General features: G+C 70.1%; 8 protein-coding genes. 3 read left to right on the forward strand and 5 right to left on the reverse strand.

Annotated elements, in window-relative coordinates; genetic code table 11:
• Position 1: 1 nt before the first annotated feature.
• The gene (locus IF29_RS0115790) at positions 2 to 2,464 is read right to left on the reverse strand and encodes a DUF6049 family protein (protein ID WP_157623768.1); all 2,463 of its coding nucleotides are present in this window, start codon (positions 2,462 to 2,464) and stop codon (positions 2 to 4) included.
• 356 nt (positions 2,465 to 2,820) lie between these two features.
• On the opposite strand from IF29_RS0115790, the gene IF29_RS0115795 reads away from it, so the two are divergent.
• Complete coding sequence (locus tag IF29_RS0115795) at positions 2,821 to 4,233, forward strand: CCA tRNA nucleotidyltransferase (RefSeq protein WP_030254716.1); 1,413 nt, start codon at positions 2,821 to 2,823, stop codon at positions 4,231 to 4,233.
• 151 nt (positions 4,234 to 4,384) lie between these two features.
• Positions 4,385 to 5,077 carry a hypothetical protein gene (locus tag IF29_RS0115800; protein ID WP_051725372.1) on the forward strand — a complete coding sequence of 231 codons (693 nt, stop codon included), beginning with the start codon at positions 4,385 to 4,387 and terminating at the stop codon, positions 5,075 to 5,077.
• Positions 5,078 to 5,096: 19 nt separating this feature from the next.
• Here IF29_RS0115800 and IF29_RS44940 read toward each other — a convergent pair whose 3' ends face one another.
• From IF29_RS44940 to IF29_RS0115820, 4 genes are all read right to left on the reverse strand, one after another.
• Positions 5,097 to 5,903, reverse strand: coding sequence for a toxin-antitoxin system, toxin component (locus IF29_RS44940; protein ID WP_157623769.1), 807 nt, complete (start codon positions 5,901 to 5,903; stop codon positions 5,097 to 5,099).
• A gap of 115 nt (positions 5,904 to 6,018) precedes the next feature.
• A complete protein-coding gene (locus IF29_RS0115810) occupies positions 6,019 to 7,371 on the reverse strand; it encodes an MFS transporter (protein ID WP_232242165.1) in 1,353 nt (450 codons plus the stop codon).
• A gap of 123 nt (positions 7,372 to 7,494) precedes the next feature.
• Positions 7,495 to 8,577, reverse strand: coding sequence for an inositol-3-phosphate synthase (locus IF29_RS0115815; protein ID WP_030254724.1), 1,083 nt, complete (start codon positions 8,575 to 8,577; stop codon positions 7,495 to 7,497).
• Between the two features lie 95 nt (positions 8,578 to 8,672).
• Entirely contained in the window at positions 8,673 to 9,332 is a 660-nt protein-coding gene (locus tag IF29_RS0115820) for a PadR family transcriptional regulator (RefSeq protein WP_030254727.1), read from the reverse strand.
• Positions 9,333 to 9,809: 477 nt separating this feature from the next.
• Here IF29_RS0115820 and IF29_RS0115825 point away from each other — a divergent pair, with 477 nt between their 5' ends.
• Positions 9,810 to 12,449: a transglycosylase domain-containing protein gene (locus IF29_RS0115825; RefSeq protein WP_030254730.1), complete on the forward strand. Its 2,640-nt coding sequence runs from the start codon at positions 9,810 to 9,812 to the stop codon at positions 12,447 to 12,449.
• Positions 12,450 to 12,527: the final 78 nt, after the last annotated feature.

Below are 12,527 nucleotides of genomic sequence, written 5' to 3' on the forward strand. Positions count from 1 at the left end.
TTCAGGTTGTGTTTTTCTGATCCTGACGTGCGCCTTTCTCGGGCGCGCCGTCGCCGTCCCGGTCGGCGCCGGCCTCCTCGTCCGCGGCACCGCTGTCCTCGTCGGTGTCTGCCCCGACCTGGGCGTGCTTACGCTTGGAGTACAGCCGGACCCCCGCCAGCAGCACCAGCAGCACCCCGCCCGCCACGACGGCGATGACGCCGTTGCGGAGCTGTTTGATGTTGACGGTGAACGCGACCGGGCTGCCGTACGCCTTCTGGTCGGCCGTGGTGAAGAGCTGGGCGGTCATCTCGACCGGTCCGTTGGCGGTGGCCTTCACCGAGAACCTGAGGGTCTCCACGGTGTCGCCGTTGGCGCGCACGGCCATCAGCTTGAAGCCGGGCGTCGTCTTGTCCAGGCTCAGCCGGGTCGGACTGGAGGAGGTGAGCTCGACCTCCAGATTGAGGACCGGTTGTGGCAGGTCGTTCTGGACCGTGATGGGGATGGTGGCCGAGCCGCTGCCGGACAGGGTGATCGAGTTGTTGGGCTTCGGCAGGATCGAGACCGCGCCGTACAGGTTGTTGAGGTAGTCGGTCGCGTTCTGCCGGTAGGCCGTGCCCTTGTCCGCCTGGTCGCGCCACTGGGTGGAGACCGACCGCAGCACCGCGGAGCTGAAGGCGGTGCGGATCGGCGCCGGGTTCGACATGATCTTGCCGAGGTCGGTCAGCCGGTCCTGAGTGTTCGTCACCGCGTTCAGCTCGTCATTGCTGAGCTCGTTCTTCCTGGCGGCGGACGGGTAGTCGGAGACCGGACGCACGGTGCTGCCCGCGTGCGGGGTCGGCGTCGCCGAGGCGACCTCGCCGTAGCTGGCCGCCTTGGCCCACTTGGCGCTCACTGCCGCGGACAGCGAGTTCGCCAGGGTCTGCGCGGTGCTCGCCGTCATGTCGCGCGGCGGCATGACCAGGATGCTGCGCTGGTTGTTCGGCTGTTCCAGGGTGATCGCCAGGGTCTCGGCCAGGAAGCGCTGTTCGGCGAGCGCCTGGGCGCTCTGCGTGGACAGGTCGCCGGCGAAGATGCTGTCGATGGTGGAGTCGGCGACCACGGCCGTGGTGCCGTTGCCCAGCGAGCGCGCGGCGTTGGGGGTGTAGGTCAGGCTCCGGGAGTCGGGCAGGCTGCTGCTGTCCGCGATGATCTGGGTGCTGCCGATGCTGCGGGCCAGCGAGACCACCGAGGTGTCGATGTAGCCCTGGTAGGGCCAGGCCACCGTGTGGGAGGCGCTCACCTGGAGCGGGTTCAGACCGACCTGGCCGAGGTCGCTGGTGGCGACCTTCAGGGTGTCCTTCAGCGACTGGGAGTTGCCGCCGTTGTGCGCGATGGAGGCCAGGTCGGGGTCGGCGGCGGGTAGCGAGAGCACCTGCTGGCTGCTGAGACCGGACAGGTCCCCCTGCAGGGCGGTGAGCCAGCTCTTGGCGGCGGCCTGGCCGGTACCGGCCGTGGTGCAGTGGCAGGACGCGGTGGCGCCCTTGGCGTCGCCGTCCGAGCCGGCGACCTGGTAGTCCGACTCCATGTCCAGCACGCTGGTGATCAGGTCCGGGTCGATCACCCAGGTCGGCTTGAGGGCGGAGATGCTGGCACCGCGGGACTGGAGCTGGCCCAGCCGCCCGTCCGCGCCCAGGTCGTCGGCCAGGGTGTCGTCGCTGAGCACCGCCTGGTCCGATGCCTTGGAGTCGCTGTAGGTCTGCGGCTGCACCCGGGGCGTCGCCACGATCGGCCACAGCGTGGCGATCTTCGTGGGCTGGGCGGCGGTGGTCGAGTCGTAGAGCGGCAGGTAGGTACGGGCGACGCCGAGCGGGTGCACCGAGGAGCCCGAGGTGCTGCCCTGGGCGTCCACCGCCAGCTCGTACACGGCTCCGGGGCTGATCCCGAGGTCGCTGATCTTCACGGTCAGGGTGAACGGGGCGCTGGTGGCGCCCGGCGCCAGCGTGCCCAGCTTGGGCTGCAGACCGCTCTGGTCCAGCTCCGCCGGGTCCTGGTCGCTGGGGCCGGTGAGCGCGGCCACCGCGGCGATCGCCGAGCGGTTCAGCAACGCCTGGGTGTCCGCCCACACCCCCACGTGCAGGGAGCTGATCGTGGTGCTGCCCCGGTTGGTGACCGTGCCGGTCAGCGTGACCGAGCCGTTGGCCTGGGGCACCTGGGGGTTGATCGAGTCGAGCGTGACCTGGGCCGCGCTGCCTCCGGTCGCCTCGGGGGCGCTGCTGGTGGCTGCGGTACGGACCGCTCCGGACCCGACGGTGTGGACGTCGCTGACGGTGTACCCGGTCTGCACCGCGAAGGCGGCGGCGGGTGCCAGGGTGGTGCCGGTGCCGAGCACCAGCCCCGAGGCCAGTGCCACCGCGGCCGCCCGGCGTGCCCGACGCAGACGTGCCCCGCCGTGGCCAGTGCCCCTGCGCCGACCGTAGCCGCGCTCCGCCTGCCGTGCCGCCACGTCCACGCGCCCTCGCCGTTCTCGTCGCTTACGGTGTCTCGGCCGCTGCCGCCGGTGCCCGCTCCGGGGACGCCATCCAGCCCCCGGCATCGTAACGACGTTGCCTGGCAACGGGTGCAGCAGGATCGTCCGGGCGCGCCCGGACGGCCGACGCCTGCTACGAGTCCTACGAGCTATAACGAGGCGCGGCCGGTGCGTCACGGCACGTACCCTTGTCTGTCGTGCCGTACGACAATGATCCCAGCGATTCTCCCCCGGATGCCGAGCTTCAGGGCGGTGTTGCCCAGAGCGCTCCCGCCGCGGAGCTCAGCGCCGTTCAGCTCAGCGCCGTCCAGCTCTCCGCCGTCAGCGAGGTCCTGGGCGCCTACCCGGTGGCCGAGGAGCTGGGGCGCCGTTTCCAGCGGGCCGGCTTCCGGCTGGCACTGGTCGGCGGATCGGTGCGGGACGCGCTGCTGGGCCGGCTCGGCAACGATCTGGACTTCACCACCGACGCGCGCCCGGAGCAGATCCTGGCGCTGCTGAAGCCGTGGGCGGACGCGATCTGGGACGTCGGCATCGCCTTCGGCACCGTGGGCGCCCGCAAGAAGGCCCGGCCGACCGCCGACCCGGAGCACGGGGAGCTGTTCGACTTCCAGATCGAGATCACCACCTACCGCTCCGAGGCTTACGACCGGGACTCGCGCAAGCCCGAGGTCTCCTACGGCGACACCATCGAGGAGGACCTGGTCCGCCGGGACTTCACGGTGAACGCCATGGCGGTGGCGCTGCCGGAGCTCGCCTTCATCGATCCGCACCACGGCCTGGACGACCTGGCGGCGAAGCTGCTGCGCACCCCGGGCACCCCCGAGGCGTCCTTCTCCGACGACCCGCTGCGGATGCTGCGGGCCGCCCGCTTCGCCGCGCAGCTGGACTTCGAGGTCGCCCCCGAGGTGGTCACGGCGATGACGGAGATGGCCGAGCGGATCGACATCGTCTCCGCGGAGCGGGTCCAGGCCGAGCTCAACAAGCTGCTGCTGTCCGCGCACCCGCGCAAGGGCCTGCTGCTGCTGGTCGACACCGGGCTGGCCGAGCGGGTGCTGCCGGAACTGCCGGCGCTGCGGCTGGAGCGCGACGAGCACCACCGCCACAAGGACGTCTACGACCACTCGCTGACGGTGCTGGAGCAGGCCATCGCGCTGGAGGACGAGGGGCCGGACCTGACGCTGCGTCTGGCCGCGCTGCTGCACGACATCGGCAAGCCGCGGACCCGGCGCTTCGAGGACGGCGGCGGGGTCTCCTTCCACCACCACGAGCTGGTCGGCGCGAAGATGACCAAGAAGCGGCTGCGCGAGCTCAAGTACTCCAACGAGCTGATCGCCGACGTCTCCCGGCTGGTGGAGCTGCACCTGCGGTTCCACGGCTACGGCAGCGGCGAGTGGACCGACTCGGCGGTGCGCCGCTACGTCCGGGACGCCGGGCCGCTGCTCTCCCGGCTGCACAAGCTGACCCGCTCCGACTGCACCACCCGCAACAGGAAGAAGGCGGCGGCGCTCTCGCGCTCCTACGACGGACTGGAGCAGCGCATCGCCGAGCTCCAGGAGAAGGAGGAGCTGGGCGCGATCCGACCGGACCTCAACGGCCACGAGATCATGGCGATCCTGGGCGTGCAGGGCCGGGACGTCGGCGCGGCCTACGACTTCCTGCTGGAACTGCGGCTGGAGAACGGCCCGATGGGGCCGGAGGCGGCGGAGGCGGCGCTGCGCGCCTGGTGGGCGGACCGGGAGAAGTAGCGGTTTTCTTTCCCGCCGGAAAACAGAATTGATACCAACAACAAATGCGTCGCCGATAATCCAGGATTCATGGGCGATGTAACTGTCATGCCTCATTCTCGTTACTCCGTTTCGGGGAGGCGCGGAACCTCCCGGAAACGGAGGGAATGCGATGACGGGCGATGACGTCCTGTTGGAATCACGGACCATGCGCGCCGCGCTCGCCGGACGGATCGAAGCCCTGGAGCGGGTCAAACCGCTGAGCGGGCTCACCCTGCCCAATGGCCTGCACCTGCTCACCGAGGCCGTCGCCGACTATTTCGCGGTGCCGATCAGGGCCGTCCACTCGCTGGTCCTGGACCATCGCGAGGAATTGGTGGCGTACGGATATCAGGTGCTGACCGGACCCCGGCTGACCGCGTTCAAGAATGCCAGCGGAATCCAGTCCAGGGCCCGGCAGCTGGCGCTGTTCAACCGGCGCACGGTGCTCTGCGCCGCGATGCTGCTCAGGGAGAGCGACATCGCCCGGCAGGTGCGCTCGCGGCTGCTGGACCTGGAGGCCGGGGCGCGCTTCCTCCCGGTCGACAACCCGCTGCGGCCGCAGCCGGGCGGCGTTGATCCCGACCCGGTCGAGGTCGCCTCGACGGCGCTGCGGGCGGTGATCGGCAGCACCGTGGTGCCGCTGCTGAACGCGCTGCTGGAGCAGGCCGGGACGCAGGAGGTGACACTGGGTGAGGTCCGTTGCCGACTGGAGCAGTTGGAGCTGATGATCGTGGACGAGGACGGCTCGGCACCGCTGCCGCGCCGGTTCCACCTGGTGCACGGGGTGGAACCGGCGGATCCCGGCGACGGGGACCAGCCGTGACCCGGTCCGCGGCCGGCCGTCAGCCGCCGGCGGCGCTCCCGATCAGGACCACCAGGATCAGCAGCACCAGGGCGGCCGGCACCAGCAGGCCCAGCGCCTGCGGGCGCTTCAACAGCGGCAGCCCCGGGTCCAGTTGCTGGGCGCCGGGCGCGGGGGCCGCCTCCGGCAGCGCCTTGATCTTGTTGAAGCCGATGGCGTTGCGGATCAGCACGATGCAGCTGAAGAGCCAGGAGCTGTAGCCCCACCAGCCGCGGACGAGGGTCCTGGCGGACATGTCCCGCATCACCGCGGTGCCGCAGGTGCGGCAGAACGGACCCCGGCTCTTCAGGAACTGCATGTAGATGATCATGCCCCGGTGGCCGTGGAAGGTGACCGCGGCGGCGGGGAAGCCGCCGCAGAAGCGGCAGGTCGGCGCGTTGGGGTCGTACTGCTGCGGGACCTGACCCGGGCCCGGACCCGGACCGCCGTAGGGGGACTGCTGGGGCGGTGCGTAGCCCTGCGGCGGCGCATAGCCCTGCGGCGGCGCGGCCGGGTAGCCCTGCTGCGGTTGCTGGGGTGGTGCGGCGTAGCCCTGCGCGGGTGGCGCGTAGCCCTGGGGCGGCGCGTAGCCCTGGCCCTGAGGCGGCGCATAACCCTGGGGCGGTGCGTACCCCTGCGGCGGTGCGTAGCCCTGGGGCGGCGGTGCGTAGCCCTGCTGCGGGGGGACGACGCCGGGGCCGCCGCCGTAGGGGTTGGGCTGCTGGGGCGCCTGTGGCGGCTGCGGGGCGTAGGGGCTGCCCGGCTTCGCGTAGGGGTTGCCCGGCATGGGCGGAGGCGGGGTGGACATAGGGATCCTCTGAGGAGGGGGCTGACAGGTACGGGAGGGAACGTTGGCACGCTATCCGTCCGGCGCGGTCCATGGGACACGAGCGTGCGAATCCACAGCGCCGTCGGGTCCCTGGTCATCTGTCAGAAGCCACCGGTGTCCCCAGACATGGCGAAACGGGCGGTTTGTGGCGCAGCGTCAGTCCGTACCCCACGGCGGTGGCGGCGTAGAGCGCGGCGGAGCCCAGCACCACCGCCACCGAGCGGCCGCTCGATGGCATCACCAGGGCGGCCGCGGTGGCGGCGGCCACTAGCGAGGCGTTGAACAGCACGTCGTACACGGCGAAGACCCGGCCGCGGTAGTCGTCCTCCACCACGGTCTGCACCACGGTGTCGGTACTGATCTTGATGCCCTGGGAGACCAGCCCCAGCAGGAAGGCGGCGGTCATGATCGGGGCCGGGGCGAAGGACAGCCCCAGCACCGGGGTGAGCACCGCGGCCGCTGCCGCGCAGCCGACCAGCCACTGGGACACCCCGATCCGCCGGGTCGCCCAGGGCGTCAGCACCGCGGCGGCGAAGAACCCGACGGCGGAGGCGGCCAGGGCCAGGCCCAGCCAGCGGATGCCGGCCGCCTGGTCGTCGGGGGAGGCGAAGGTGTTGCGGCAGAGCATCAGCAGCAGGACCAGCAGCAGTCCGTAGCAGAAGCGGCAGACCGTGACGGCGGCCAGGGCCCAGGCGGCCGGGCGGCAGTCGCGCACCAGGTGGCGCAGCCCGGCGAGCAGTCCGCGCCCGGTGGCGGCCACCACCGTCGCCAGCGGCTCCCGGGCCCGGTCCGGGTCCGGCTGCTGCGGGCCGAGCAGGTCCGGTGCCATGGTGGCGGCGGCCAGGGCGGCGCTGCCGTAGCCCAGTGCCGCCAGTACCAGCAGGGCGGCGTTGGCCTCGGGGCCGCCGGGCAGGACCAGCCGCACCAGGAATCCGGATCCGCCGCCGATGGTGGTGGCCACGGTGCCCAGGGTGGGTGCGATCGCATTGGCCCCGATGAGCAGCGCGGCCGGGACGACCTGGGGCAGTGCGGCCGAGAGGCCGGCCAGGACGAACCGGTTGGCACCGGTGACCAGCAGGGCGGCGGCGAAGAAGACCGGGGTGGGGACCCGCAGCAGCACCAGCAGGGCGGTGCCCAGGCAGAGCAGCAGCCGGACCAGGTTTCCGTAGAGCAGGATCTGACGCCGCCGCCAGCGGTCCAGCAGCGGCCCGGCGAAGGGGCCGACGACGCAGAACGGCAGCAGCATCACCGCGAAGGCGGAGGCGATGGCGCCCGGGGTGGGCTGGCGTTCCGGGGAGAAGACGACATAGGACGCCAACGACACCTGGAAGACGCCGTCGGTGAGCTGGGAGAGCAGCCGGGTGCGCAGCAGTCGGCGGAAGTCGGGCAGTCGCAGCAGGGCCGCGGCGCGGCCCTGGGGGGCGGGCGCACCGCGGGTGATCGACACCTGCACAGCGTGCCACGTCGCAGCGGAGATGTGCATGCCCAAACGCCTGCGGGCGGTCCGCTCGTTTCACGTGAAACGGGAGGACCGCCCGCAGGGCGTGGTGCCGGGTTCAGTGCCGAGCGCTCAGCGCTCGACCTCGCCGCGGATGAACTTCTCGACGTTGTCGCGGGCCTCGTCGTCGAAGTACTGGACCGGCGGGCTCTTCATCAGGTAGCTGGACGCGGAGAGGATCGGGCCGCCGATGCCGCGGTCCTTGGCGATCTTCGCCGCACGCACGGCGTCGATGATGACACCGGCCGAGTTCGGGGAGTCCCAGACCTCGAGCTTGTACTCCAGGTTCAGCGGCACGTCGCCGAAGGCACGGCCCTCGAGGCGGACGTACGCCCACTTGCGGTCGTCCAGCCAGGCCACGTAGTCGGACGGGCCGATGTGGACGTTCTTGGCGCCCAGGTCGCGGTCCACGATCTGCGAGGTGACGGCCTGCGTCTTGGAGATCTTCTTGGACTCCAGCCGGTCGCGCTCCAGCATGTTCTTGAAGTCCATGTTGCCGCCGACGTTCAGCTGCATGGTGCGCTCCAGCAGGACACCGCGGTCCTCGAAGAGCTTCGCCATCACGCGGTGCGTGATGGTGGCACCGACCTGGGACTTGATGTCGTCGCCGACGATCGGGACGCCCGCCTCGGTGAACTTGTCGGCCCACTCCTTGGTGCCGGCGATGAAGACCGGGAGGGCGTTGACGAAGGCGACCTTGGCGTCGATGGCGCACTGGGCGTAGTGCTTGGCCGCGATCTCGGAACCGACCGGGAGGTAGCAGACCAGCACGTCGACCTGGCGGTCCTTCAGGACCTGGACGACGTCGACGGGCTCCTCGGAGGACTCCTCGATGGTCTCGCGGTAGTACTTGCCGAGGCCGTCGTTGGTCGGGCCGCGCAGGACCTGGACACCGGTGGTCGGCACATCACAGATCTTGATGGTGTTGTTCTCACTGGCGCCGATGGCGTCGGCGAGGTCGAGGCCGACCTTCTTGGCGTCCACGTCGAACGCGGCGACGAACTCGACGTCGCGGACGTGGTAGTCACCGAACTGCACGTGCATCAGGCCCGGCACGCGGCTGTTCGGGTCGGCGTCCTTGTAGTACTCGACGCCCTGGACAAGCGAGGCGGCGCAGTTGCCCACACCTACGATGGCTACGCGAACCGAACTCATTTCGGCTGCTCCCTGTTGTGATCGATTTGGAAAACTTCAGTGCGGTACTTCGGCGGTACATGCAGTGCCACCCGTCAACCCGGTCCGCTCCGGGGTCAGCGCTCCTCTGGGGAACGCACCGGGCGGTCGGGGGGCGGTGCGGCATTGCCTGCCGGCCGTTCCCTGCCGTCCGAAATCTGTGGGGCCGTCCCGCCGTTGCGGTTGGCGCGTTCGGTCTCGATGAGCTCGTTGAGCCAGCGGACCTCGCGCTCCACCGACTCCAGGCCGTGGCGCTGGAGTTCGAGGGTGTAGCCGTCGAGCCGCTCCCGGGTGCGCGCCAGCGAGGTGCGCATCCGCTCCATCCGCTCCTCCAGGCGGCTGCGGCGGCCCTCCAGGACCCGCATCCGCACGGCCCGGTCGGTCTGACCGAAGAAGGCGAAGTGGACGCCGAAGTGCTCGTCCTCCCAGGCGTCGGGACCGGAGTCGGCGAGCAGCTCCTCGAAGCGCTGCTTGCCCTCCGGGGTGAGCCGATAGACGATCTTCGACCGCTTGCCGTTGAGCGCGGTGGCCGGGATGTACTCGGTACCGGGGTTGTCCTCGACCAGGAAGCCCTGGGCGACGAGCCCCTTCAGGCACGGGTAGAGCGTGCCGTAGGAGAAAGCACGGAAGGAACCAAGCAGCACGTTCAGGCGTTTGCGCAGTTCGTAGCCGTGCATCGGGGCGTCGTGCAGCAGCCCGAGGACGGCGAACTCAAGGATGCCGGAGCGCCTGCTCACGCTGTCCCTCACCTCTCCGTCGCTGCTGCTATGCCGTCCCGATGTATCGAGTCGATACATCGAGACGATAGGCCGCAACTGCCGTTCGAGCAAGAGGCGACTCGGTGAAGGTGATCACAGCGGGTGTTCCGGTGGGTCCTCGAGCCGGTCCTCGGGCGGGCCCTCCGGGGCTCCTGGCTATCGCTCCACGGTGCGTTCCGGGTGGGGAAGCGCTGAGGCTTTCGTAAGTATCTGCGGGCAGTTTGCCCCGAATCATGGGGACTGCCCGTTTAGCCGCCTTGAACGCCTGCGTACTCTGTCGGCTATGCAGGAAGCCGGGAACCGAAGTGACAGCTGGGGCGCCGCCGCCCCCGGTGCCGTACGGCCGACCCGGTCGGTGCCCCGGGGGACTCGCGCGCAGGCCGGCCGGGCCGCGACGAATCGGAAGTGGACCACCGCCTTCAGGCCGCGCGGCCTGTTCGAGGAGCAGCTGGAAGCATGAGCGAACATCGGCGCAAACAGTCGAATCCGGACGGTGCCCCTTCCGGGCGGCGCGGCCCGCAGCCGCCGCCGCCCGCCAGAGGCGGCCAGCCGCAGGGCCGGACGCAGAGCGGCAACGGCTCGGGGCCGGCTCCGACCGCGCCGCGCCGGACCGCTCGCCCGCAGGGCCAGACCGCGCGCAACGGCATGACCGGCCAGCAGCCCAGGCTGACCCGCGCCGAGATGCGCAAGGCGGCCCAGGGCAAGGGGGGCCGCAAGGCCGCGGCAGCCCCCACCGGGCCCCGGCCGAAGCGTTTCATCGACTACCCGCGCTGGGGCAAGACCGGGGTCATGCACTGGGTGCCCTCGTTCAAGCAACTGCTCAGCGGCGCCCTGCTGTTCTTCGCGGTCTCCGTGGGCGTGGTGGGCTACGCCTACGCCAACACCACGGTCCCCCCGATCAACCCCACCACCCAGCAGCAGAACAACATCTTCTACTGGGCCGACGGCTCGGTGATGGCGACCACCGGCACGGTCAACCGCCAGAACGTCTCGCTGCAGGACGTCCCGGTGAAGGTCCAGGACGACTTCATGGCGGCCGAGGACGAGACCTTCATGACCAACTCGGGCATCGACGCCACCAGCATCCTGCGCGCGGTCAAGAACATGGTGACCGGTGGCCAGATCCAGTCCGGGTCGACCATCACCCAGCAGTGGGTGAAGACCAGCATCCTGTCCAACTCCCAGCAGACCGTCTCCCGCAAGTTCAGCGAGATCATGATCTCGATCAAGATCGGGAACGGCCACTACACCAAGAGTGAAGTGCTGGAGGGCTACCTCAACAGCAACTACTACGGCCGGGGCGCCAACGGCATCGAGGCCGCGGCCGAGGCCTACTACGGCATCCACGCCTCGCAGCTGAACGTCTCCCAGGGCGCCTTCATCGCCGCCACGGTCAACCAGCCCAGCTACTACCAGGACGTCACCAGCGACCCCAAGGTCAAGGCCGCCGCGGTGCAGCGCTGGAGCTACGTGCTGGACCGGATGGCCAAGAACGGCTGGATCACCGCGGCCGAGCGGGCCACCTACACCCCGGCCCAGTTCCCCACGCCGAAGGCCTGGGCCCAGAACGCCACGCTGACCGGCCAGGTCGGCTACCTGGTGCAGACGGCGCAGAACTACGTCGAGGAGCACACCACTCCCAAGCTGACCGACGCCAACTTCGCCTCCGGCGGCTACCGGGTCTACACCACCTTCGACAAGAAGAAGGTGCAGGAGATGTCCGCCGCCGTCGACAAGATGACGAAGGACCACATCGACCCGAAGAAGCGGCCCAAGTACGACACCGACGTGCAGACCGGTTCGGCCGCGGTCGATCCGGCCACCGGCGCGGTGGTGGCGCTCTACGGCGGTCCGGGCATGGACAAGGGCCACTTCGTCAACAACGCCAACTCCTCCGGTGTCCCGGTGGGCTCGACCTTCAAGCCGATCGTGATGGCGACCGCCCTGGAGAAGGGCGCGATGCTGACACCCGGGACCACCTACTCGGCGATCACCCCGGACAGCAAGTTCAACGGTGACAACGGCATCACCATCAGGAACCAGCAGGGCACGCTGATCACCGACACCGACCCCAAGGACAAGTCGCCGGACGGCCTGCTGCACCAGCAGAACGACAACACCGACATGCCGGGGTACGTCACCCTGCGGACGGCGATGGACAACTCGATCAACACCCCGTTCGTCCAGCTGGGCGAGTACGTCGGCTACAGCAACGTCACCTCGATGGCCAGCAGCCTGGGGCTGTCCAGCAGCATCTTCGCCCCCGACACCCCCGGTTTCTACATCGGCACCTCCACCCCGAGCGCCATCCGGATGGCCAACGTCTACGCGACCTTCGCCGACGGCGGGGTCTACCACGACCCCTACTCGGTCACCAAGGTCACCATGAACGGGGCGGCCACCGCCGACCAGCCGGTGATGTCCAAGCCCAAGTCGGCATCGGTAATGTCGGCCGACACCGCCAACACCATCAACAGCATGCTGCAGGAGGTCGTCCAGAAGGGCACCGCCACCAGCGTGAAGGCGCTGGGCCGCCCGGTGGCTGGCAAGACCGGTACCACCGACGAGTTCAAGTCGGCCTGGTTCATCGGCTACACCCCGCAGCTGGCCACGGCGGTCACCATGTTCCGTGAGAACCCCAAGAACCCGACCCTGGAGAGCATGGAGGGCACCGGCGACTCCGGCACCGGCAAGTTCTTCGGTGGGGCGCTGCCCGCCACCGCCTGGCTGAACTTCATGGAGGCGGCCCTGAACGGCACCCCGACGGTCGACTTCCCGGCCGCTCCCAAGCTGGGCAAGGGCGCCAACGAGTCGGGGGCACCCTCCCCGTCCGCCTCCGCGAGCGCCTCCGCCAGTGCCTCGGCCAGCCAGCCGTCCGCGCTGTCGCCGAGCCCGACGCCGAGGGTCTCGCTGTCGCCGACCGCCTCGCTCTCGGCCAGCGCGACCGCGACGAACACCTGCGGTGCGTTCGACTTCGGCTGCACCGGCGGCGGGTCGACCTCGGCCTCGGCTTCGGCCTCGGCGAGTGCGACCCGCACCAAACCGGGCCACTCGTCATCGGCCTCGGCGTCGAGTTCGTCGATCTTCGGCGGCTGACCGGTCCCGCGGGCCTCCTCCCGGCCCCGGTCCGGACCACCCAGGTGGTCCGGACCGGGGCCGGCGGCGTTTTCCGGC

This window comes from Streptacidiphilus jeojiense, assembly GCF_000719095.1.
GTDB lineage: Bacteria > Actinomycetota > Actinomycetes > Streptomycetales > Streptomycetaceae > Streptacidiphilus > Streptacidiphilus jeojiensis.

Coding starts and splice junctions, on each gene's coding strand:
- IF29_RS0115825 (WP_030254730.1), top strand. CDS start 9,810: ATGAGCGAACATCGGCGCAAACAGTCGAATCCGGACGGTGCCCCTTCC.
- IF29_RS0115800 (WP_051725372.1), top strand. CDS start 4,385: ATGACGGGCGATGACGTCCTGTTGGAATCACGGACCATGCGCGCCGCG.
- IF29_RS0115815 (WP_030254724.1), bottom strand. CDS start 8,577: ATGAGTTCGGTTCGCGTAGCCATCGTAGGTGTGGGCAACTGCGCCGCC.
- IF29_RS44940 (WP_157623769.1), bottom strand. CDS start 5,903: ATGTCCACCCCGCCTCCGCCCATGCCGGGCAACCCCTACGCGAAGCCG.